General features: G+C 60.6%; 23 protein-coding genes. 15 read left to right on the forward strand and 8 right to left on the reverse strand.

From position 1 onward, the window contains the following. Positions 1–3: 3 nt before the first annotated feature. Genes yidC through FW756_RS06070 form a run of 5 tightly spaced genes read left to right on the forward strand, consistent with a single transcriptional unit; the run spans position 4 to position 4,124 of the window. On the forward strand, positions 4–981 hold the full coding sequence (gene yidC / locus FW756_RS06050; protein WP_446429658.1) for a membrane protein insertase YidC: 978 nt from the start codon (positions 4–6) through the stop codon (positions 979–981). A gap of 10 nt (positions 982–991) precedes the next feature. Further along, a complete protein-coding gene (locus tag FW756_RS06055; RefSeq protein WP_446429268.1) occupies positions 992–1,489 on the forward strand; it encodes a Jag family protein in 498 nt (165 codons plus the stop codon). Positions 1,490–1,544: 55 nt separating this feature from the next. Further along, on the forward strand, positions 1,545–2,204 hold the full coding sequence (rsmG, locus tag FW756_RS06060; protein WP_446429659.1) for a 16S rRNA (guanine(527)-N(7))-methyltransferase RsmG: 660 nt from the start codon (positions 1,545–1,547) through the stop codon (positions 2,202–2,204). Next, the gene (locus tag FW756_RS06065) at positions 2,197–3,099 is read left to right on the forward strand and encodes a ParA family protein (RefSeq protein ID WP_446429269.1); all 903 of its coding nucleotides are present in this window, start codon (positions 2,197–2,199) and stop codon (positions 3,097–3,099) included. Before rsmG ends, FW756_RS06065 begins: the two co-directional genes overlap by 8 nt. Positions 3,100–3,101: 2 nt before the next feature. Then, on the forward strand, positions 3,102–4,124 hold the full coding sequence (locus FW756_RS06070) for a ParB/RepB/Spo0J family partition protein (RefSeq protein WP_446429270.1): 1,023 nt from the start codon (positions 3,102–3,104) through the stop codon (positions 4,122–4,124). Positions 4,125–4,250: 126 nt separating this feature from the next. On the opposite strand, the gene trxA is transcribed toward FW756_RS06070, so the two are convergent. The 3 genes from trxA to FW756_RS06085 form a co-directional block, all read right to left on the reverse strand. Then, positions 4,251–4,574, reverse strand: a complete 324-nt coding sequence (trxA, locus tag FW756_RS06075; protein WP_446429271.1) for a thioredoxin — start codon at positions 4,572–4,574, stop codon at positions 4,251–4,253. 17 nt (positions 4,575–4,591) lie between these two features. Next, positions 4,592–5,521: a thioredoxin-disulfide reductase gene (gene trxB / locus FW756_RS06080; protein ID WP_446429272.1), complete on the reverse strand. Its 930-nt coding sequence runs from the start codon at positions 5,519–5,521 to the stop codon at positions 4,592–4,594. A gap of 85 nt (positions 5,522–5,606) precedes the next feature. After that, positions 5,607–7,940, reverse strand: coding sequence for a DUF6049 family protein (locus tag FW756_RS06085; RefSeq protein WP_446429273.1), 2,334 nt, complete (start codon positions 7,938–7,940; stop codon positions 5,607–5,609). Between the two features lie 77 nt (positions 7,941–8,017). On the opposite strand from FW756_RS06085, the gene FW756_RS06090 reads away from it, so the two are divergent. The 3 genes from FW756_RS06090 (at position 8,018) to FW756_RS06100 (ending at position 11,567) form a co-directional block, all read left to right on the forward strand. After that, entirely contained in the window at positions 8,018–9,499 is a 1,482-nt protein-coding gene (locus FW756_RS06090; protein WP_446429274.1) for a CCA tRNA nucleotidyltransferase, read from the forward strand. Then, positions 9,492–10,388: a PIG-L family deacetylase gene (locus FW756_RS06095; protein WP_446429275.1), complete on the forward strand. Its 897-nt coding sequence runs from the start codon at positions 9,492–9,494 to the stop codon at positions 10,386–10,388. Before FW756_RS06090 ends, FW756_RS06095 begins: the two co-directional genes overlap by 8 nt. Before the next feature lie 114 nt (positions 10,389–10,502). Beyond that, positions 10,503–11,567, forward strand: coding sequence for an inositol-3-phosphate synthase (locus FW756_RS06100; RefSeq protein ID WP_446429276.1), 1,065 nt, complete (start codon positions 10,503–10,505; stop codon positions 11,565–11,567). Positions 11,568–11,903: 336 nt separating this feature from the next. Here the strand turns inward: FW756_RS06100 and FW756_RS06105 are convergent, their stop codons facing one another. Beyond that, positions 11,904–13,178: a glycosyltransferase gene (locus FW756_RS06105; RefSeq protein ID WP_446429277.1), complete on the reverse strand. Its 1,275-nt coding sequence runs from the start codon at positions 13,176–13,178 to the stop codon at positions 11,904–11,906. Between the two features lie 217 nt (positions 13,179–13,395). On the opposite strand from FW756_RS06105, the gene rpsF reads away from it, so the two are divergent. The 7 genes from rpsF to FW756_RS06140 all read left to right on the forward strand — a co-directional run bounded on the left by rpsF (position 13,396) and on the right by FW756_RS06140 (position 18,090). Beyond that, positions 13,396–13,758 (forward strand): 30S ribosomal protein S6, encoded by a 363-nt coding sequence (gene rpsF / locus FW756_RS06110; RefSeq protein WP_446429278.1) that lies wholly within the window; start codon positions 13,396–13,398, stop codon positions 13,756–13,758. Positions 13,759–13,761: 3 nt separating this feature from the next. Then, positions 13,762–14,289: a single-stranded DNA-binding protein gene (ssb, locus tag FW756_RS06115; RefSeq protein ID WP_446429279.1), complete on the forward strand. Its 528-nt coding sequence runs from the start codon at positions 13,762–13,764 to the stop codon at positions 14,287–14,289. A 52-nt stretch (positions 14,290–14,341) separates the two neighbouring features. Next, a complete protein-coding gene (rpsR, locus tag FW756_RS06120) occupies positions 14,342–14,602 on the forward strand; it encodes a 30S ribosomal protein S18 (RefSeq protein WP_188024779.1) in 261 nt (86 codons plus the stop codon). Between the two features lie 12 nt (positions 14,603–14,614). Beyond that, positions 14,615–15,064: a 50S ribosomal protein L9 gene (gene rplI, locus FW756_RS06125; RefSeq protein ID WP_446429280.1), complete on the forward strand. Its 450-nt coding sequence runs from the start codon at positions 14,615–14,617 to the stop codon at positions 15,062–15,064. Between the two features lie 570 nt (positions 15,065–15,634). Continuing rightward, positions 15,635–17,014, forward strand: coding sequence for a replicative DNA helicase (gene dnaB / locus FW756_RS06130; RefSeq protein ID WP_446429281.1), 1,380 nt, complete (start codon positions 15,635–15,637; stop codon positions 17,012–17,014). A 148-nt stretch (positions 17,015–17,162) separates the two neighbouring features. Beyond that, positions 17,163–17,753: a DUF308 domain-containing protein gene (locus tag FW756_RS06135; protein ID WP_446429282.1), complete on the forward strand. Its 591-nt coding sequence runs from the start codon at positions 17,163–17,165 to the stop codon at positions 17,751–17,753. Between the two features lie 49 nt (positions 17,754–17,802). After that, positions 17,803–18,090 (forward strand): ABC transporter ATP-binding protein, encoded by a 288-nt coding sequence (locus FW756_RS06140; protein ID WP_446429283.1) that lies wholly within the window; start codon positions 17,803–17,805, stop codon positions 18,088–18,090. A gap of 461 nt (positions 18,091–18,551) precedes the next feature. Here FW756_RS06140 and FW756_RS06145 read toward each other — a convergent pair whose 3' ends face one another. From FW756_RS06145 to FW756_RS06160, 4 genes are all read right to left on the reverse strand, one after another. Next, positions 18,552–19,394, reverse strand: coding sequence for a siderophore-interacting protein (locus FW756_RS06145; protein WP_446429284.1), 843 nt, complete (start codon positions 19,392–19,394; stop codon positions 18,552–18,554). A 209-nt stretch (positions 19,395–19,603) separates the two neighbouring features. Beyond that, positions 19,604–20,983, reverse strand: coding sequence for an adenylosuccinate lyase (purB, locus tag FW756_RS06150; RefSeq protein ID WP_446429285.1), 1,380 nt, complete (start codon positions 20,981–20,983; stop codon positions 19,604–19,606). A gap of 968 nt (positions 20,984–21,951) precedes the next feature. Next, positions 21,952–22,416, reverse strand: coding sequence for a low molecular weight protein-tyrosine-phosphatase (locus FW756_RS06155; RefSeq protein WP_446429286.1), 465 nt, complete (start codon positions 22,414–22,416; stop codon positions 21,952–21,954). Positions 22,417–22,430: 14 nt separating this feature from the next. Further along, positions 22,431–22,919 (reverse strand): phage holin family protein, encoded by a 489-nt coding sequence (locus FW756_RS06160; protein WP_446429287.1) that lies wholly within the window; start codon positions 22,917–22,919, stop codon positions 22,431–22,433. Between the last annotated feature and the right edge of the window lie 74 nt (positions 22,920–22,993).

The following is a 22,993-nucleotide window of genomic DNA, read 5'->3' on the forward strand; positions in this document are numbered from 1 at the left end:
CAGGTGCAATTCTTCGAGACAATTCTGTGGCCACTCCGGTGGCTCGTCGAGCTTGTGCTGGCGGTTTGGCACCGCGCATTCACCTTTATTGGTATGGATGCGGATTCGGGTCTGACCTGGGTGCTCTCGATCATTGGCCTGGTGATCGTTGTGCGATCCGCGCTGGTACCCGTGACGGTTCGCCAGATTAAGTCACAGCGACGCATGATGGATCTTGCTCCTGAGATGAAGAAGATCCAGGCAAAGTACAAGGGCAAGAAAGACCAGTACTCTCGCGAGGCAATGAGTCGCGAGACTATGGCTCTCTACAAGAAGCATGGCACCAACCCATTTGCTTCTTGCCTTCCGATCCTCATTCAGATGCCGATCTTCTTCTCGCTGTTCTACGTGCTTCGACAGGCGTCGGGCGCGATGGGATCTGGCGCAAGCAATGGCAAGGGCCAAGCCGGTATCGGCGCGATGACGCAAGAGCTGACCGATAGCTTCAACAGCGCGACGCTGTTCGGCGCTCCGCTGAAGATGACCTTCACCCAGGGTTGGGAAGCTCAGAACTGGGTTGTTGTCGTATTGCTTGGCCTGATCGTGATTCTGATGATCGCTTCGCAGTTCTTCACGCAGCTGCAGATCATGTCGAAGAACGTTTCAGACGAAACGAAGAACTCTCCGATGTACCGCCAGCAGAAGATGTTCCTCTACATCATTCCGTTCGCGTTCTTGTTCTCGGGTGTCACGTTCCCGCTCGCCCTCAACATCTACTGGTTCACGTCGAACATCTGGACGATGGGCCAGCAGGCAATCGTCATCAACAAGATGCCCACACCTGGCAGTGATGCTTGGCGTGCACGCCAGGCTCGCCTCAAGGCGAAGGGCAAGCTTACCGACGAAGAGCGCGGTGAACTTGATAAGGCCGAGAACCCGCAGGTAGCTCAAGGGCAGCGTCAGCAGCCGGTCAGCTCGAAGCGCGCCAAGAAGAAGAAGTAAGTAGGCGACATTGACGAACGAAACTTCCCAAGACCAGTTCGAGGAGCTCTCGCTTGAGGCCCTCGAAGCTGACGGCGATCTCGCGGCTGACTATCTTGAAGGGCTGCTGGATATCGCGGACCTTGATGGCGACCTTGACATCGAAGTCCGCAACCAGCGCGCCTATGTTTCAGTGAACGGCGGCGATACCGGCTTGGATGCGCTTGCGAACCCTGACGCAGTACAAGCACTGCAGGATCTCACCCGACTCGCGGTACAAGCGAAGACGGGGCGTTTCACCCGGTTGATCGTTGACATCGGTGGATCGCGTGATGCGCGTGCACAGCAGCTCACTTCGCTTGTTGACGCTGCGGTGGCACAGATCGCAGCAGGCAAAGATGAGGTCACCCTCGAAGCCATGTCGTCGTACGAGCGCAAGCTCGTCCACGACGAGGTCGCCGAACGCGGCTATGTCTCAGAATCGATTGGTGAGGGCCGCGGCCGTCGCCTCGTTATTCGACCCGCCTAACGAACGTAGAGAGTTTCACGTGAAACGCGAAGATAACGTACCTGATGTCCCCGATGTGCCTGCAAACGCTGCTGTAGCAGCTGCTGTAGAGCCCGAGCCGGCAGCTGCCGTCCAGATCGCGGGCGACCAGATCGACAAGCTTCGTGCTTTCACGGCGGACCTCGCAGAGCGCGGGGAGACACTCGGACTCATTGGTCCGCTCGAGCTCCCCCGCCTCTGGACTCGACACATTCTCAACTCGGCAGTTCTTGCGCCCCTCCTGAAATCAGGTGGTCGTGTTGGAGACATCGGCACCGGCGGAGGCATGCCCGGTTTGGTGCTTGCGATCGTTCGGCCAGATGTTGAGTTCTTCCTCATTGAGCCCATGGAGCGTCGTTGCGCCTGGCTGAATGAGCAGGTCGAACTGCTTGGTCTTGAGAACGTGCAGGTAAAGCGTGGCCGAGCTGAAGAGTTCCACGATGCCTTCGAGGTGGATCAGGTGACTGCTCGCGCAGTCACTGCACTTCGCAAGCTCGTACCGCTTACCGCACCACTGGTAAAGGCCGGTGGTGAGATGCTCTTCCTGAAGGGTGCGGCCATTTCTGAGGAGATGGACGCTGCAGCGAAGATCATGAAGAAGTTCAAGGTTCGTGACCCACAGGTGGAAATCCTCGGTGAAGGACAATTGGCTGAAACGACTCGCGTATTTCGGGCTAGGGTAGATTTCCATGGCTGAGAAATCGGTGGTCGGTGACCACATCGTAGACAAAGTTCGACGCCGTCGCCGTCTTGCAGAGATCAATTCTCCGCTGCCACAGAAGACACGCGTCATCACCGTTTCGAACCAGAAGGGCGGCGTCGGTAAGACGACGACGACTGTCAACCTAGCTTCGGCGCTTGCTCGCCGCGGTGCGAACGTCTTGGTGATTGATCTTGATCCACAGGGCAACGCGTCCACTGCGCTTGGTGTTATGCACCGTCCTGAAGTGACCAGCGTCTACGATGTGCTCCTCGGTGATGCCGAGATTGCTGACGCAGTCCAGCCGAGTACAGACCACGAGAACCTCATCTGTGTCCCGTCAACGATTAACCTCGCTGGCGCCGAGATTGAGCTTGTTTCTCTCGTGGCTCGCGAACAACGTCTGCGGACCGCGGTTGAAGACTTCCTCCGCACTACGGATCGTGAAATCCACTATGTCTTTATTGACTGCCCGCCCTCGCTTGGTCTGCTGACCGTCAATGCGTTCGTCGCTGCGAATGAGGTGCTGATTCCTATTCAGTGTGAGTACTACGCGCTTGAGGGCTTGAGCCAGTTGCTCGGTAACATTCAGCTCATTCAGAAACACTTGAATCCCACGCTGAAGGTGTCGACGATCCTGTTGACCATGTATGACTCGCGCACGAATCTTTCGCAGGAGGTCGCGAGTGAGGTGCGCACGCACTTCCCGAACGAAGTCTTGTCGGCAGTCGTCCCACGCTCTGTGCGTATCTCCGAGGCGCCGAGCTACGGGCAGACTGTCCATGCATATGATGGCGGATCGATTGGCGCCCTTGCCTACCTCGAGGCTGCTGTAGAAATTGCCGAGCAGAAGGCCTTCAACGGTCAGGGCTCGCAGAGTGAAGGAGCGTAACTGTGGCAGCTAAGAAGCGAACCGGTCTTGGCCGTGGCATTGGCGCGCTTATCCCTCAACCTACTTCGTCAGGTGAACGACCAGTAGATGTGTTCTTCCCAGCGAACACTGACAGCGGAGATTCAGACACGACTCCGGTCGTCGCAAAGAGTGAGCAGGACATGGCCGCAGAGACCCAGGAGCTTGACGCTCACCTCCGCGAGGTACCCGGCGCGCAGCTGCGTCGCCTGAATCTCACGGAGATTGTTCCAAACCGTGTACAGCCGCGTACGGAATTCGACGAAGAGGCACTTGAGGAACTCACGCACTCGATCCGTGAGTTCGGTGTCTTCCAGCCCGTCGTGGTGCGTGAGATCGAAGGCGTTGAGCCCGGTACCGAGCCACGCTACGAGCTCATCATGGGTGAGCGTCGCTTCCGCGCTTCGAAGCGCGCTGGCATGGAGACGATTCCTGCGATCGTGCGCTCCACCTCGGACGAGCACATGTTGCGTGACGCGCTCCTTGAGAACCTCCATCGCGCGCAGCTCAATCCGCTTGAAGAAGCTTCTGCCTACCAGCAGCTTCTCGCTGACTTCGGGATTACGCAGGAGCAGCTTGCCGAGCGCATTGGCCGTTCGCGCCCGCAGATCTCAAACACGATCCGCCTCCTGAAGCTCCCAGAGCAGGTGCAGTCACGCGTCGCAGCTGGTGTACTCACTGCGGGCCATGCGCGAGCAATTCTGTCACTTGATGGTGATGCTGACGCGATGCAGAAGCTCTCGGACAAGATCGTCAACGAAGGGCTCTCGGTACGTGCAGCCGAAGCTGTTGCGAGCGAAGCGCCGAAGAAGAAGATGCCAAAGCCGCGCGCCGGTGGCGTACAGGCGCAGTTGGGTGAGATCTCTGAGCGCCTGGGTGATCGGTTTGACACTCGCGTCGCCGTAAAGCTCGGGGCGAAGAAGGGTCAGATCATTATTGACTTCGCGACCGTTGCAGACCTGAAGCGGATCCTGCACGAGCTTGGCGATCCGGGCTTCGGGGCGTAACTGAGCTAGACACCTGAGCGTCTGAGTACGCAACAGCAGGTGCAGCGCGGAGCGATCCGCGCACATATAGCGAGAGGGTGGACACCAAACGGTGTCCACCCTCTCGCTATTGCTAGCTGGGACGTGTTAGATGACGCCCTCGAGGTTGTCGAGGATCGCCTTCTTTGGCATCGCGCCGATGATCTCACGGATCTCTTCGCCGTCCTTGAAGACCTTCATCGCCGGGATCGAAGTGATGCGGTACTGAGCCGCAAGGTTCGGGTTCTCATCGACGTTGAGCTTGACGATGCGAATCTTGTCACCCTGCTCGGCCGCGATCTCACTGAGAACGGGAGCAACCGCGCGGCAAGGGCCGCACCAGGCTGCCCAGAAATCCACGAGTACGGGGATGGGGCTCTGCAGAACGACGCGCTCGAAGCTCTGCTCGTCTACGTTGATCGGTTCAGTCATGATGCTCTCCTAAAAAATTACTTGTCTGCGAGTGCCGCGAGGTAGTGCTCTGCATCGAGTGCAGCGACGGTACCTGATGCTGCGGCGGTGATTGCCTGACGGTAGCTCGGATCGATGACGTCGCCTGCTGCGAAGACGCCCTCGACCGAGGTACGCGAGCTACGGCCATCCACTGCGATGGTGCCTTCAGGGGTGAGGTCGAGCTGGTTATGTACCAGGTGGGTACGCGGATCGTTGCCGATAGCCACAAAGACGCCAGTGACGTCGAGTTCGCTCTCGGTTCCGTCAACCGTGTTGCGGAGGGTCACCCCGGTGAGGCCAGATGAGCCGTGGAGCTCCTTGATCTCGGTGTTCCAAATGAACTCGATCTTCTCGTTATCGAAGGCACGCTGCTGCATGATCTTCGAAGCCTTGAGTTCGTCGCGACGGTGGATGAGGTACACCTTTGAAGCGAAACGGGTGAGGAACGTCGCCTCTTCCATCGCGGAATCGCCACCGCCAACAACAGCGATGGTCTGATCGCGGAAGAAGAAGCCGTCGCAAGTAGCGCACGAAGAGACGCCGTGGCCGGTGAGCGCTTCTTCGCCGGGGACGCCGAGCTTTCGGTATGCCGAGCCCGTTGCAAAGATCACCGTCTTTGCCTCGTGGACCTTGCCATCACTTGAGGTCACGCGCTTCACGTCACCCTCGAGTTCGACGGAGGTGACGTCGTCGTAGACGACCTCGGTACCGAACTTTTCTGCCTGGTCTTGCATGTGCTGCATGAGCTCTGGGCCCTGGATGCCCTCTGGGAAGCCAGGGAAGTTCTCAACCTCGGTCGTGTTCATGAGTTCGCCGCCGAGTGCGACTGAGCTCGCAAACAGCAGGGGCTTCAACCCAGCGCGCGCTGCGTAGATGCCCGCGGTGAAGCCGGCGGGACCGGAGCCGATGATGATGATCTCGTGCATGTTTCTCCTTGTGCGGGTGGTCGCTAGTGGCGCGATCACTGGGTACAACCCATCCTAGAGTCGTGGTATTCCGAACGTCAGCTGATTACGCTGTGGGTGATGCCGGGTTGACGTCTGTAGGTTCGTCGGGGGCAGTTTCTGCAGTGTCCTCAGCGCTCGCTTCGGTGGGGCCGTCGGCGCTGTCGTCGGTACCGCGCGATTCGGAGTCAGGATCCGCGCCCCGACGTTCGCGCCTGCCGCGGATACTTCGGTAGATGCCGAAGCCAACGAGCAAGACCGCGAGCGTGCCGAGCGTAATGAGTGCGATGCTCTCGATGGTTGCCGTGACGGAGACCTCAATCTCCCCGGTGTGGGCGGTGACCTCACCCGTGACGTCTTGGAGCGTGACGACGAGCGATGATTCGCCGGTCGAAACGCGGCTCTTCACCGGCACGAGAATGGTCTGTGTTGACTTGGCCTCGACGACGACACTGGAGAAGGTCTCCTCCTCGACCGCGAGCACCGCAGAAGACGGGCGTACTTCGAGGCGCACGAGCGCGTTGAACGGAAGCATGTTCTGCACCTGAATGGGCACGCGTGTGGAACTTCCGACGAGCTGGGTATGGCGTGTGTCGATGATCCGCACACCGTGTTCGATCTCGCTGTCCCGTTCGGCATAGGCATCGGCGATCTCGGTGAAATCTACGTCAGGGCTCGCAAGATGCGTCGCGAAGAGGTCGAGCATGCGTGCGCGTTGGTACCCGGTGACGTATTCAGGGTGCACGTAGAGAGCGCGGATCGCAGTGACTTCAGGTTCACGTTCCTGCGCAAGGGCGAGCGCGTCCAGTCGAGCCGGATCCGCATCCGCAGGATTCGGGGTGACCCGCGTCAAGGTTGCATTGCCAGCTGCCTGATCGGCGAGCGGGGTCGGGGTAAGCCAGGCGTCTTGGGTGAGCGCGGTGAGCTGCTCCCATGGGGAGACCCCCGCGGCGATGATTGCGCGATCGACGGTGAAGAGCACACCGGTTGGTTTGACATCTGCAAGTGCCGTGAGCTTCGCCTGGAACTGCGCGTTCCCGAGCGCGCGTTCAGCAGGGGTGAGACCTTGCACGGCGAGACGAGCACCCGCCGTGAGGTCGGCATCAGACACGAAAGCGTCAGACACGCCAGAGCCTGAGGCGCGCAGCGTCACTCGCGGCGAGGTCGCACTCTCGACGTTGGCGGAGTCGAGAACGGTGGTCGAAAGATCAGCGCTCCGCAACAGATTGAGTGTTGCGGAGTCGACGGCACCGGTGGCAGGCCACGCCGCTGGGAGACCCTGCGGCCAGGCCATGAGCGCCTCAAGCGAGGTTGGGTCAACGGGAGTCTCGCTGTTGGCATCGGTGGCAGTCTCCCCCGACGGTGGAGCTGCAGCCGCCAGATCTGCCGGGATGCCCTTGGAAGAGTCCTTTGTTGCGCCGGTGGGCTCGGTCGTGCCTGTTGCTGGCGCGTCAGGGTCCGCGGGTACTGCTGTCTCGAACGAGCCGAGACGAGTCAGGAAACCGAAGGACGTCGGTGCCAGGAGAGCATCGGCGCCGAGGGCAGCCTGTGCCGCCGGATCAGCATCGGCATATTGCAATAGGAAGCTCGGCAGCGGTGACGCTTCAAGGGTTGCGAGGAACGTGCGTGCGTTCTCGCCAGCTTCGAGCCCGTAGCCGCGAATGGCCACAATAATGCGCGGATCAATTGCGAGCGTTGCCTGCTGCTTGAGCGCGTAGGCGTATGCCGCCTCAAGCTCTGGAATTGCGCGTGAGAGCTGTCGCGGTGTCGGAATCGACTGGACGACGTCGGGAAGTACCAGTGGGACGATCGTGCTGAGCTTGACGCTTTCGCCTGTCGCAATGCCACGCCACACCACAGGTGACGTCGCGGTGGTGAGCACCGGCGGGAGGGCTTCGTCAGCCGCGGCGGAGGCGGTGAAACGCTCACCTGGCTCTGGCGTGAAGGCTGCTTGCAGCGCGAATACCCCTGGCTGTTCTGTCGCTGGCAGCGGCCAGTTCTCGCGGGGAATCTCGACGGTCAGTGACTGGTCGCTGCCAGCGGGAGTGTCGCGCAGTGCCTGCGATACGAGCACCTGGGCTGCGTCGTTGAACGCCGGTGCTGCGGTGCTGTGTGCGTCAGCGATCCGCGCCCCGAGAGCGAGATCGAGTGTGCCAGCAGGAAGCGTGTCTTCACCGGAGTTGCGGAGTGTGACATCCACCGAGATTGCTGCACTGCCCGGGCGCACCACTGCATCAGTCGGAGCGATGAAAAGCGAGACCGTATCAATGTCAGTGGCCTCATCTACCGTTGGGTGTGTGGTGCCGCTGATCGTCGGAGTTGCGTGTGCAGTGGGCGCCGGGGACGCCATGGCGCCCACGCCCAGAATGCTGAGCGCTGCAACTGTGAGCCCGCCGATCATGCGCGCACAGTATCGGCTCCCGCGAGAAACTCCCATGCAGACAGTTTAGAGATAGGAGCACCGAGTACCCTTAGTGGGTGACATCCTTCGCTGATTCAATGGCCGCAATGCGTGAGCGCGCGTCGCTTCCGCCCGTGTCGATCCTTGCAACCGCCTTCGAACAGGCCGGTCATGAGCTTGCGCTCGTGGGTGGTCCCGTTCGTGACGCACTGCTCGGCCGACCGGTACATGACCTCGACTTTACGACCTCTGCAAGTCCCGACGAGACGCGCAAGATTCTTGAGGGACTGACGAAGCAAATCTGGGATGTCGGCCGTGACTTCGGCACAATCGCAGCAAAGGTCGCTGGAGAAGACGTTGAGATCACGACGTATCGCGCCGATACGTACCGAGAAGACTCGCGCAAACCGGTCGTCGAGTTCGGCGACAACATTCAGGGCGATCTCGTGCGTCGTGACTTCACCATCAATGCGCTCGCGCTGATGGTGCCGTCGATGGAGCTTGTCGACGTATCCGGTGGGCTCGAAGACCTCGCGGCAGGTCGTATCAAGACCCCCGGTTCGCCAGAAGTATCGTTCACCGATGACCCCCTGCGCATGCTGCGCGCTGCCCGCTTTGCCTCGCAACTCGGTTTCGAGGTCGAGGCCGAAACTGAAGCTGCGATGGTGATTTTTGCGGATCGCCTCGACATCATTTCTGCCGAGCGTGTGCGCGACGAACTCGTCAAGCTGCTGCTTACCGATGACCCTGAGCCTGGTCTGCGCCTGCTCGTTGACACGGGTCTCGCGCAGCGGTTCTTGCCAGAGCTCACCGATCTGCTCACGACGCAAGACGATCATGGACGTCATAAGGACGTGTACGAGCACAGTCTCGTGGTGCTGCGCCAGGCAATCGAGCTTGAGAAGCGTCGATCGCACGAGCCTTCCCCCGATCTCGTGCTCAGGCTTGCTGCACTGTTGCACGACATCGGCAAGCCGGCGACGCGCAAATTCGAGCGCGGCGGCGTGACCTTCCACCACCACGACATTGTCGGTGCGAAGCTCACTCGCAAGCGCCTGCGTGCGCTCCGCTTCGACAACGACACCATCAAGCGGGTCTCCCGCCTGGTCGAGCTGCACCTGCGCTTCTTCGGCTACAGCGATCAGCAGTGGACCGATTCGGCTGTGCGTCGTTACGTGCGCGATGCCGGTGAAGAGTTGCAGCGCCTGCACATCCTCACTCGCTCGGACGTGACCACACGCAACCGTCGCAAAGCGGAGCGCCTCGAGCACGCGTACGACGACATCGAACGCCGCATCGATGAACTCGCAGCAGAAGAAGAGCTCGCCGCCGTGCGACCCGCGCTTGACGGCGAAGCGATCATGCGAATTCTTGAACTGCCCCCAGGGCCGGTGGTCGGCATGGCGTACAAGTACCTGCTTGACGTGCGCCTCGATGAAGGGCCGCTTGACGAAGAGGAAGCCATCGCACGCCTGCGCGCCTGGTGGGCAGAGCAGGACGTTGAATCACTCACGGCTAGGCGCGGCAAGAAACACAACACTGGAGGAAGCGATGACTGAGTCACAGCACCCGCAGAACACTGATGCCGTCGACGGAAATGCGTCGGCAAACATTGCCGATTGGTTCGCTGGGCGGTCACGTGTCATGTTCGTGCATGCGCATCCCGACGACGAGACCATCACGACGGGCGGCACGCTCGCGGCACTCGCTGAGGCCGGGCGCGAGCCCCTGCTCGTCACCTGCACCCGTGGAGAACAGGGTGAAGTCGTGGAAGGTCCGCTGCAAGCGCTGGTCCAACTGCATGGCCTGCCCATTGCGCGCCAGAACGAGCTGAAGACGGCACTCGGCATGCTCGGTATCGAGCGTCACGTATTCCTCGGCGTTGCGCCTGCCCGCGCTGAGGGACTCGCGCCGACGATCTACGAAGACTCCGGTATGGAATGGTCTGAGGCTGACCCCGAATCGGGCGAACGCCGCGCGATTCCGTCACCCACGACCGGTCCCGACGCGTTCACCACCGTGCCAGCTGTCGAAGCGCTCAACGACCTGCTCACTGCGGCTCACGCCGCCGGCGCACAGGCGATGGTGAGCTACGACAACGGCGGCGGATACGGTCACCCCGACCACGTGCTCGCACACCGTCTGTCACGTGCGGTCGCAGCGGCGCTCGGTCTCCCGTTCTGGGAGATTGTCGGAGACGACGTCACCGATGCAGAGGTCGAGGTTGCCTCTGTCGATCTCGCCTCGCAGGCTGAGTCTGAAAATGAGGGGGCGGATCCGCGCCCCATCGAAACCTATGACGTCAGCAACTGGCTTGATCGTAAGACCGCGGCGCTTCGCGCACATCAGACCCAGCTTGTGGTCGAAGGCGACGAGATCGTACACGTGGGTGGGCAGCGGGAGCCGATTCGTGCTCATGAGCGGTTCCGCCGCGTCGTCGGCAGGTAAACACCGGGCTGAGGGGCGCAAGTACTTCGGCCGGGTAGCAATGAATTTGAGTCGGCGTAGACTGACTCGTTGGAAAGTCCGGTCATAACCGGAGAGATGTACAGGGATGGTGCAATGAGTGTGAAGGTAGCCCTCGCGGGTGTGGGTAACTGCGTAAGTTCATTGGTACAGGGCGTCGAGTACTATCGCGGCGCGGCTGACGACAAGCAGGTCCCGGGCCTGATGCACGTTCGCCTTGGCGGGTACCACGTCTCAGATTTGGAGTTTGTTGCGGCGTTCGAGGTTGACGCTGCAAAGGTTGGCAAGGACCTGTCAGAGGCGATCTGGGCCGGCCACAACAACACCATTAAGTTCTCGGACGTACCGAACCTCGGCCTTGAGGTGCTGCGCGGACCGACGCTTGACGGCTTCGGAAAGTACTACCGAGCAGTGAGCGAAGAGTCCACCGCGACTCCGGTCGACGTCGCGCAGGTACTGCGTGACTCGGGTGCAGAGGTGCTTGCCTGCTACCTGCCCGTCGGTAGCGAAGAGGCAGTGAAGTTCTACGCGCAGGCAGCGCTCGAAGCAGGCGTCGCGTTCGTGAACGCAGTGCCAGTGTTCGTCGCGTCTGACCCCGTGTGGGCCCAGAAGTTCGTCGATGCTGGTCTTCCCATCGTCGGTGATGACATCAAGAGCCAGGTTGGCGCAACCATTACGCACCGCGTCATGGCCCGCCTCATGGAGAGCCGCGGCATCGCGCTCGACCACACCTACCAGCTCAACGTTGGCGGCAACATGGACTTCATGAACATGCTTGAGCGTGACCGCCTCGAGTCGAAGAAGATCTCGAAGACGCAGGCTGTGACGTCAAACATTGACGTTGATCTCCCTGCCGACGATGTGCACATCGGCCCGAGCGATCATGTGCCCTGGCTTGAGGATCGCAAGTTCGCATTCGTGCGCCTTGAGGGACGCGGCTTCGGCGATGTGCCCATGAGCCTGGAGTACAAGCTTGAGGTGTGGGACTCCCCCAACTCGGCAGGCACCATGATCGATGCGATTCGCTCGGCAAAGGTTGCGCTCGATCAGGGCGTCGCTGGCCCGGTTGAGTCGGCTTCGGCGTACTTCATGAAGTCGCCCGCTGTGCAGAAGCCCGATGACGAGGCTCGTGCAGAGCTCGAGGCCTTCCTCGGAGCGTAATGCTGAGCGGCTGGCGCTGGCCGGTATGAGTGCGCTGTAGTGAGCGGGGATTCGGGTACGCCGGGTCCCCGCTCGCTTTGTGTTTTGGGTTGATTTCCCGCCCTCTCAGCAGGGGGCAACCCCGGTCAGAAGGGCGTCAACCCGGTCAAAAGGGGTGGCCAACCCGGTCAGAAGGGGTGTTCCCGTCGAGATCGATGGTTTCTGCTCGCAGAAAGGGGCCTTTTCGAGAGAAAGGGGCCGTTTCGGTGGTGTGGTGGTGTGGTGGTGTGGCGGTGGCCCGGCGAGGTGATGCTACTGCGCGCGGTGCGGCGAGTGCCTCTGCGGTCGCGCCACACATCATTTGCGCTGTAGCGATTGGTAAATGCGCAGGAGCTTCGTCGCGTGGGCGTCCCAGTTATGAGCCTCGGCGTGAGCGCGGCCGCGACGCGCATACTGCTCACGCAACCCCGCATCGTTGAGTAGGGCGCGGATCGCCTCGGCCCAAGCCTGTGGATCTCGATCCGCAATATGCACGCCTGCGACTCCCGCTGGTGCCGCCTCGAGAAGGCCGGTATGGGCGCCGACGATGGTTGGTACCCCGCACGCAGCGGCTTCGAGCGCCACAAGTCCGAACGTTTCGGAACGGGACGGGACCAGCACAATGCTGCTTCGTGTGAGCAACGCAGCTGCCTCTGGGCGGGACTGTGCTGGGAGGAATCTCACCCGGTCTGAGATTCCAGCTGCCTCGGCAGAAGTCTTCAATGCACGCGCATAGTCTTCTGCACCTGGAGTGGGCTCTCCCGCTATGACCAGCTCGATTCGCCGAGCAAGTGCGGGATCGAGTCGGTCAAGGGCTGCCAGCGCCTCGACCGCAAGCAGTTGACCCTTGAGCGGCTGCACGCGACCAAGCACCGTGACGGTGAAGGGCGTGCAGTCTGTGACGGAAGCCACGACGCTCCTCGCTGCCGAGCCTCGGCCGATTGGGGCGTCAAAGCTCGTCTCTTGTGGGCCTGGCGTGAATAGATCAGTATCAACGCCGGGGTGAATGACCGTGCTGCCGACCGCCGGGGTGCCATATCCGGTGACGATGCCAGCGAGTTCGCTGTGGCTTCCTGCGATGACAAATTGTTCGGCTGTGAGCAACGCTTCTGCGTCGAGCCGGGCTCGGGGTTCCGGCCGGTCGCCCGGGGCAAGATGAGCATTCTTTTGGGCGGCCACGGTGTGGAGCGTGAGCGCGGGAATTACCGGAGCAGCGCCAGAAGCAGCCTGAGCATCTGCGAGTGCTTGGGAGGCAAGCCCACTCAACCAGTAGTGGCCATGGATCGCATCGAAGGGACCGAAATCGGCGATCCGCGCCCCAAACTCGTGAGCGAGGCTAGGGAGGTCCTCTTTGCGAAGGTGCGCTTGGCCAACTTCGAGGGCAATGAGACGGGGACCGTCGGGGCGAAGCGGATCGAGCGCGCGCTCCCCTGCCGACACGTCGGTCGAGGCACGGGTGAATACGTCTACGGTGTGCCCCAAACGCGAGAGCGCGTGTGCTGCCTCGGCAACCACAACGTTCATTCCGCCGGCATCGCCACTCCCGGGAACCGCGCCGGGCGAAGTGTGCAGAGAAATGAGAGCGATGCGCATGAGTCCCATCGTCCCACGACCCATGGGGCAAACGCATCGGGCTGGAAAGAGAGCTGTGGAAAAAGTGTCAGAACCAGCCTGACAGCACGTGAGTTAAGTGGTAGGCTTTTCGAGTTGTCTGTGCACCCGTATCCTTCGGAGTGCACGACACAATGCACAAACACCCTCCTGTCACAGAAATCCTGTGGCCGTGAAGTCCGAAGGAGGTGGGTCAGTAATGCATCCGTACGAACTCATGGTGATCCTCGATCCCGGTATCGACGAGCGCACTGTGGCCCCCAGCATGGACAAGTTCCTCGGCGTCATCCGCAATGCGGGTGGCTCGATCGAGAACGTTGACATCTGGGGCAAGCGCCGTTTCGCATACGAAATCCAGAAGCACACCGAAGGCATCTACGTAGTTGTGAACTTCACCGCTACGCCTGAGGCTACCGACGAGCTCGATCGTCAGCTTGGTCTCTCCGAGGCTGTCCTTCGCACCAAGGTGCTCCGCGCAGACGAGCTGATGGCTCAGCGTGCAGCACAGGCTAAGCGCGACGCAGCGAAGGCTGCACGCGCTGCTGCGAAGCAGGGCGCGTAGCTCATGGCCGGCGAGCCGCTGATCACAGTTGTCGGTAACCTTGTTGCCGATCCCGAGCCTCGCGTAAGCCAGGCCGGTAAGTCGTGGGTGACCTTCCGTATCGCCTCGACTCCGCGCGTGCGTGACCGCCAGTCGGGTGATTGGTCGGACGGCGAGCCGCTTTGGCTCGGCTGCCGCGCCTTCGGCGAATACGCCGATAACATCGCTGCATCGCTCACTAAGGGCATGCGAGTGATTGTTCAGGGCCGGCTGACGCAGCGCAGCTACACCGATAACCAGGGCCAGCAGCGCACCTCTCTCGACCTTGATGTCGAAGAAGTAGGTCCGTCGCTCCGCTTCGCAACCGCACAGGTGAGCCGGGGCCAGTCCCGCGGCCAGGTTGGCGGTTTCGGTGGCGGTCAGCCTGCAGGACAGAGCGGCTGGAACAAGCCTTCTGCTCCGCAGGACAACCCCTGGACCAACTCGGGCCAGCAGGGTGGCTCGTCTCCCGCCGACTTCGGTGGCGGGTTCGACGACGAGCAGCCCTTCTAAAACAGTTTTGTCCCAGACTTCGGTCTGAGGCGCAGTACGAAAAGAGACCATCATGGCAGGTAAGTCCAGCGGCGCAGGCCGCAAGCCGGGTCGCGGCAAGAACGCAAAGCCCGTCGCACCCGCGAAGAAGCAGACCGTCGGCGTCATTGACTACAAGGACGTCGCAACGCTTCGCAAGTTCGTTTCTGAGCGTGGCAAGATCCGCGCACGCCGTATCACCGGTGTTTCCGTCCAGGAGCAGCGTCTCATCGCAAAGGCAGTTAAGAACGCCCGCGAGATGGCACTCCTCCCCTACGCCGGCTCTGGCCGCTAAGGAGAACACATCATGGCGAAGGTAATTCTCACGAACGAGGTCCAGGGCCTCGGTTCAGCTGGCGATGTTGTAGAAGTTAAGAACGGCTACGCACGCAACTACCTCGTACCCCAGGGTTACGGCGTTCACTGGACTCGCGGTGGCGAGGCTCAGGTCGAGCAGCTCCGTGCAGCTCGCGAGGCACGCGCACTCGCATCGGTCGAGGACGCTCAGGCACTCAAGGCAAAGCTCGAAGCAGGCAAGATTCGCCTCTTCGCAAAGAGCGGCGCAGAAGGCCGTCTCTTCGGCGCAGTGAAGCCCGCTTCGGTGGCTGCAGCTGTTGCTGATCAGGGCCTTGGCGAGATCGACAAGCGTAAGATCACCGTTCCGGCGATCAAGACGACTGGCGAGTACAAGGCAATCGTTCACCTCCACGAGGGTGTCGATGCAAAGGTCACGATCCAGGTTATCGCTCAGCGCTAATCACGATTGTTGAACACCCCCGCTTACTTCGGTAGGCGGGGGTGTTCTGCGTTTCAGGGGTGACGTGATGCCCGGGTTCGTTCGGATGGCTCGCTGTCAGCGTGAGCTGGATACGTCAGGGCAGCGCGGTGGTGCCGGTGAAGGCTGCAGGATACGCGCATAAAATGCGGACAAGCCTATGAAATCCCTAGCATTTAACTGTTCACGGAACGTTTGTTTGCAGTTTCATCGGTGTGTGTGCTGTAGCTATCTGATCTAGACCGCTTTGTCCACAACTATTTTCAAGAGTGACGACCTTCAACCCGCGCCTGAATGTTGATGAAAATTCCTCTTGTGGAAACATAAAAGTCCAGGTCACAGCAACTATATTTACACTTATTCAAAATCTCTCCACAAGTTATCCCCAGGAATGTGGACAACTTGTGAGGAAACGCGGCGGATTATTCACACAGTTATCCACAGGTAGACTTGAGGGGTAGGTATTGTTGGGTAATTCCGCAATTGCAGGCGGCCGGTCGGTAAACACCGACCCAACTTCCGCGAGTATTAGGTTTGTCAAGGAGCACACGAGTGTCAATCGCACACCTGGGGATTTCGACCCCTTCTGAGGAGCCGCGTAGCGCCGGTGATTTTGAGCGCACGCCTCCGTATGATCTGCTTGCTGAGCAGAGTGCGTTGGGTGGCATGTTGTTGTCGAAGGACGCCGTCGCAGATGTCACGAGTGTCGTGCGCGGCAACGACTTCTACGTTCCAAAACACGAAGTGATCTATGAGGCGGTGCTGTCGCTCTATTCCAGGGGCGAACCCACCGACGTCATCACCGTCACCGACGCACTCACCAAATCAGGCGACCTGCAGCGCGCTGGTGGCGCGGAATATCTGCACCAGTTGACAGCAATCGTGCCAACGGCCGCAAACGCAAGCTTCTACGCGGAGATCGTTGGCGAAAAGGCACTGCTTCGTCGCCTCGTCGATGCTGGCACGAGAATCGTGCAGATGGGCTACGCAGGTGAGGGCGAGGCCATCGACCTCGTCAACGTCGCCCAGTCCGAGATTTATGGTGTCACCGGCGAAGCCCAGGGAGAGGACTACGTTCCGCTGTCGCTCGCGGTTGATGCTGCGCTGGAAGAGATCAACAAAGCGAACAGCATGCCCGACGGCATGCTTGGCGTTCCCACGGGCTTCGCTGAGCTCGACGGCATGACGAACGGCTTCGCCGGTGGACAGATGATCATCATCGCCGCACGTCCGGCAATGGGTAAGTCGACGCTCGCGCTCGATGTCGCTCGCAACGCCTCAGTTCACGCCAATGCGTGCACCGTCTTCTTCTCCCTCGAAATGGGCCGTGCTGAGATTGCAATGCGTCTGCTCGCAGCTGAGGCAACTATCCCAATGCAGACCCTGCGTAAGGGCTCGCTTGATAACCGAGACTTCCAGAAGCTTGCCGCCACACAGGCGCGCATCGCTGAGGCGCCACTCTTCATCGACGACAGCGCGAACATGACGCTCGTTGAGATCCGCGCAAAGTGCCGACGGCTCAAACAGCAGCACGGGCTCAAAATGGTCGTTATTGACTACCTACAGCTGCTTTCGAGCGGTAAGAAGAGTGAGAGTCGTCAGCAAGAGGTCAGTGAGTTCTCACGTGCCCTCAAGCTGCTCTCGAAGGAGCTTGACGTCCCGGTTATCGCCCTGTCACAGCTGAACCGTGCATCGGAACAGCGTGCCGACAAAATGCCAGCCATCAGCGACCTTCGCGAGTCGGGCTCGCTCGAGCAGGACGCCGATATGGTCATCCTGCTGCACCGCGAGGCTGTGGGCGACCGCGACCACCCGCGTGCAGGCGAAGCAGACTTCATCCTGGCGAAGCAGCGTAACGGTCCCACTGGCACGGTCACCGTGGCATTCCAGGGCCACTACTCGCGCTTTGCCGACATGCCCCAGGGAATGTAGCACCGATGTTGTGGGCGCGGATCTGGGAGGCGTAGACGTCGCTCACCGATCCGCGCCCAACACCGGGAGATTCAGCGCCACACCCAGCTGACTGTCAGTGTCCAGGCAGAGCGAGTACAATCGCTGGGGGCCAATGAAAGGGGTCGATATGAGCGTGTCTGCACAGAGCCAAGCCGTGGCTACAGGTTCGGCGCAGGAAGTCGTCTCTCGACTCGCTCCGCGAGGTGTGCGCATCGCGCGCGCGATCGTGTTGTTTGCGGTGGGCATGGTCGTGACCTTCTCGGCCACCATGCACTCGGACTTTAACTTTGACTTCCTGGTGACCGCAGGTGGCCTTGCAGCGATCGGCGTCATGCACCTCGTCGAATGGTTCGCTCGCAAGGATGACGCGCGATCGGTCGTTCCGCTGCTGCTCGGCCTTGCCGCTCTTATTGCAACTGTCGTACTTCCGATGACCGGTGAGGTTGTTGGCTACGCAGTTGTCGTTGCCGTGTGGGCGCTCATCAGTGGGCTCCTTGAGTTCGTCGCCATGGTAACGCAGCCAGGCACTCGCCAGGACCCCGCGATCATCGGCGCAGCTGGTCTGCTCCTCGCAATTCTCGTGCTCTTGGCACGCAACGACGCCGTGGCCGTACTCGGTTTCTTCGGCGCGTACACCATCATTGCCGGCGTATTCCTCGGCATCGCAGCTTTTGACTCGAAGCGAAACGGCTCGAACGTATCGCAGAAGTCTGAGTAACTGCACGCGCAGTACTCCCCCTCGGTATCAAGAAACGTAGAAAGCAGTCATGACGAAGTCGAATGATCCCAAGCAGCCTCAGTCGCACGAGCCCCTGCGTAAGGACCGCCTGCGCCCCGTAGAACTGCTCGTATTCTCGGGTGTTCTCGCCGTCTTTGCCGGCCTCGTTGTCGTTTTCGCGACGCGCGACGTGAAGCTCGCACTGATCTTCGCGCTTGTTGCATTCATCGTCTCGGTGATGGGCGTTGCCCTTCTTGGCCTGGGCGGTAAGCGCAGTGCAGAAGACGAAGAGGCACGTAAGGTGCTCGAGAAGCCGAACACGGACGACGCGCACTAAGCGCAAGTTGTGCAGGAAAGCCCCGGGTGCGCCCGGGGCTTTCCTTTTTCTGGGTGGCCCGCAGCCCGCGAAACAGGGGTTTGTCTGTTTCTGGGTGGCCCGCGAAACAGGGGCTTGTTGCCGAGAAGGCCCCTTGCATGCGCATGGAAGGGGCCTTCTCAGCGGAACGGGGTCGTTTCGCGGGGTTGAGGGCGCTGCGCCCAGGTTGGAGACTGGGAGTGGCGCTCAACGCTCCGCAATCAATGCGTCGCCAGGTGGAAAGAATGGACCGGCCTATGGCCGGGCGGCCAATTCACCTCAGCAGGGCACAGTACGGCTCATCACGGCGCAGTGCAGCACAGCTCAGCTCAGCTCAGCACAGCACTGCTCGGCACAGCAGAGCAGAGCGCAGCAGCGCTCAGCGGAGGGCACGTGGTTCGGGCAACGTGAACCTTGAACGGCCTCCGCTGCCCGGGTACTCCCTACTCCCCTGCTTCGGGCTCGTTCGGGTCGAGTGGCCCGTGGTGATCGAAGTTGGCTTCGCCGCGGCGCCAGTAGCCGCTCACGGTGTACTGCTCGCGGGGCAGACCCAGTTCAGTGCGGATCGCACGGCGCACGGGGATCAAGCTGTTGGCTTCGCCAGCTGCAAAGACGTAGGTACCCGCCCCGACCGCGCTGTCGAGCATCGCTTGCGTGAGCCCGCCAAGGGGTTCGCGTACGAGGACGTCGCGACCGGTTGAAATGCGTAGGTAGTCTTCGACCCACTCAATACTCGCTGGATCGACGTCTGCAATGACCTCGATGTCTGAGACGTCGGGCAGGCCAACGATCCAACGCACGACAGCCGGGAGCGCTGTGGGGTCTGCAAGGCAGACAAGGCCTTCAATGCCCTCGGGGATGTTTCGTGAGCCGCGAGGACCTGCCACGACGATGCTGTCACCAATGGTTGCTTGCTCTGCCCAGGCCGAAGCTGGCCCGGGGTTCTCGTGAAGCACGAAGTCGAGGTCGAAGCAGATGCCATCGGAGGTCTCGCGGATGTTCAGCGGCGTAAAGTCACGCGGGAACGTCTGGCCGTCGGGACGGTTGATGCCATCTTCGTTCGGACCAACCGCGGTGGGCGCAAGCAGTTCACCGGTGACGGGGTTGGGGAAGAACGCCTTGACATGGTCACCAGGGCCGGTCGCGGTGAAGTCGTGCATGTCATCGCCGGTAAATGTGATGCGAGCAATTGTTGGGACCGGGCGATAGACCGCTACCACCTGCACCTTTCGAGCAGTAAAGCGATGTCTGGTCGTAGATACAGCGAAGCGGGGTGATTCAGTCATGCATTCAGCATGGCCTGGATCACCCCGCTTCGGCAATCAGCTACGGGTCAGGTAGATCTGAGATGTGTCACAGTATGCCATTTTGTGGGCGGAGACTCCCATAACGAGAGCAGATTCTCATAGCGAGAGGTGATGCCCGTGGTGAGCAGTGAAGCCCATGGCGAGCGGTAACGCCCCGGCCTGTCTGTGACAGCTTGACGAAGTATCGCCTAGAGGTACTTCAGCAGCTCGGTTGCGCTGCCAATGTAGGTCGCAGGGGTGAGCTTCAGCAGACGCTGCTTCGCTTCGTCGCCGATCTCGAGCGCCTCGACGAACTCGACGAGCTCTGCCTGGCCGATGCGACGGCCGCGAGTGAGTTCCTTGAGGGCTGCGTAGGGATCCTTGATGGTCGAGCGACCCGCGGTAACCTCTGCGCGGATTACGGTCTGGATCGCCTCGCCGAGAACCTCCCAGTTGTGATCAAGATCGTACGCGAGTGCCTCAGGCGCCGCGTCGATCTGGCCGAGGCCCTTCAGGATGTTGTCGAGCGCGAGCACCGAGTGGCCGAATGCGACACCGATGTTGCGCTGTGCCGACGAATCGGTGAGGTCGCGCTGCCAGCGGCTGGTCACGAGCGTTGCTGCGAGCGAATCAAGCAGTGCGTTCGAGAGTTCGAGGTTTGCCTCTGCATTCTCGAAGCGGATCGGGTTGACCTTGTGCGGCATCGTCGACGAGCCGGTTGCGCCAGCAACGGGAGTCTGACGGAAGTAACCGATCGAGATGTAGCTCCAGATGTCGGTTGCAAGGTTGTGCAGGATGCGGTTTGCGTGAGCCATACGGGTGTAGAGCTCGGCCTGCCAGTCGTGCGACTCGATCTGGGTCGTGAGCGGGTTCCAGTCGAGACCGAGGCCCTCCACGAACTCGCGTGAGATCTTCTCCCAATCAGCGGTCGGATCTGCAGCGAGGTGCGCAGCGAAGGTGCCGGTTGCACCAGAGAACTTGCCGAGGTATTCGATGCGATCGATCTGCTCGAGCTGGCGACGCAGACGGTACACGAAGACCGCGATCTCCTTGCCGAGCGTGGTCGGCGTTGCAGGCTGACCGTGGGTGCGGCTCATCATGGGGAGCTCACGGTACTGCTCTGCCTGGCGGGCGAGCTCGTCGATGACCGCGACGAACTTCGGACGCCATGCGTCAGCAACAGCGTGCTTAACGGTGAGCGCGTACGAGAGGTTGTTGATGTCTTCGCTCGTGCAGCAGACGTGGGTGAGCTCAGCGAAGGCTGCGAGGCCCTGTGCCTCGAGGCGCTCACGGATGAGGTACTCAACCGCCTTGACGTCATGGTGGGTGACTGCCTCGATGCCAGCGAGCTTGTCGATCTCGGTCTGGCCGAAGTTTGCAGCCCACTCACGCAGTGATGCGAGCTGGTCGTCAGCGATCGGAGTGCCGCCAAGCAGCGAGTTCGAGGTCAGGTAAGCGAGCCACTCGACCTCGACGTGCACGCGTGCCTTGTTCAGGCCCGCCTCCGAGAGCGTGTTACCAAGCTCGGTGACTGCGGCGCGGTAGCGGCCGTCGAGGGGGCTAATGGGCTGCGGGGGAAGATTGGTCATTGCATCTCCGTGCGATCGTGACGTGTGACGCTCCAGAGTAGGAGCGCCGAAATCCTTTACCTTATTGTTTCACGTTCGGACGGAGACAAGCACACAAGCTACGGGTGGGAGCTTGGCCGAAGATTAACTCACTTCCCGTGAGAATTTGCGATCGGCCGAACCTTCTCAGCTCGTCGACGACGCAGCTCTTTGTCGAACTCAGAAAAACTCTTGCGATCCCTTCGATTGCGCTTGCGTTCCATGGAAGTGACGTGGCGTCCATGGTTATCGATGGTCCAGTTTCTCTCTCGTCTGAGCAAATACCAGGCTCTCAACTTGATGCGCCACGTAGGCATCATCCAACTCACCTGTGCCCATAACGCAATGGTGTGATCTAGAGACCGCCCTAGCCGCCGAATTTGTGGGGGGACGATTGCGCCAATTGGATCTGGCCCGGAGGACCACTCTTGACTAATTCTGCTCTCAGTTCGGGTGTGAACCCAGACCATGTCATAGACCAAACCAGAAGACACTGGGTCCAAGACCCTAAGCGCCTCATCATAGCTGAGGCTGCCGGCAGGAAGATAAGAATGTTGTGGCCAGTTTTTGAATGCGGAGGACCTGAACTCTTGGGCGTGGAATGCCCATTTTGTCCGCGCCTCTTGCAAAGCACGGAGGGACTCAGCTCTGCGACCAAGAATATGGTTGAGTCCGGCACCCACAACTGCCGCAACCAAAACGGAAACGACAGAAAAGATCAGAGAAGACATCCCTAGAACTTATCAGCGGAGCATCATGATTTGAGGTGCGGTTGTGAGCCCGTTACACGAAGAAGTCAGCAAGGCGGTTATGGGTGGGAGAGGAATCGAAGAATCGAAACTAATCCAGTTGTCAGTTGGCTCAAACCCCTGTGTGGGGAATCAAAACGTTGTGAGCCTACGGTGACTTGCTAGTCGTACCCATGAACATCAACACAAAAGCAGACGGCACTAAGTCAATGCTGTGAGCAACGCACGGCAGCTACGCTCCACCTGTTCGCGCACGTCGTCGAACGCGGCAGCGTCAGAGTAGTAGGGGTCAAAAACATCGGGATCCGCAGGCGATGCAGGGTCGTACGCCGTCAACAGCTCGACACGTTCGGCGCCGCGGCCCCGCATGATCTCCTCATGCCCCCGGTCGAGCGCGATGAGCAGATCGTGTGAAGCAATATCTGCATCTGACAATTGCGCAGCGCGGTGTGCGCTGCCGTTGTACCCGGCTTCGGCAAGCGAAGCGACGGTGCGCGGATCCGCCCCATTCCCGACGTGGTAATTGTGCGTGCCGCGTGACGTGATGACGAAGCGGTCGGCGACGCCGGCCTCCTTCGCGAGGGCGCGGAAGATCACCTCACCCATCGGCGAACGGCAGATGTTCCCGGTGCAGACAAAACTGATGTGAAACGGAGAGTCAGGCATAGCCCGAGTCTGCCCTACTTACGATCCTTGCGCTTCTTCGTCCCCAGAATCGAGTTCATGAGACCAGCGAGCAGCGACATCACGAAGGCACCAAGCACGCCCCACCAGAAGCCGCTCACTTCAAGGCCGAAGCCAGCAAGGTTGGAAAGCCACACGACAACCGACACCATGAGTCCGTTCACAATGAACGCAAACAGGCCAAAGGTGATGATGTACAGCGGAATCGACACAAACCGCACGATCTTGCCCAGCGTCGCGTTCACCAGACCGAACGCGAGCGCCACCAGTACGAGGGTGACAACATGCGCTTGCTCGGTCGGCTCGTACGCGAGGATCCAGAATCCATGCTCGCCGCTGCCACCCACGATGAGGGTGGTCAGCCACAGGGCAAAGGAGCTCACAGCGATACGAAGAATCATGCGCATGCCATCCATCTTTGCATCGCCCACTGACAACCGGCCAGGGAAATAGGCGCGGATCGGGCAACCCCCGAAACGGGACATGATCCGCGCCCCGCAAACTCTCAGTAAACGACTCGCCCATATAACGATCCGGGAACGACGGCTAAGTAGACTCG

The sequence above is a fragment of the Leucobacter sp. 1207-22 genome, from assembly GCF_052850455.1.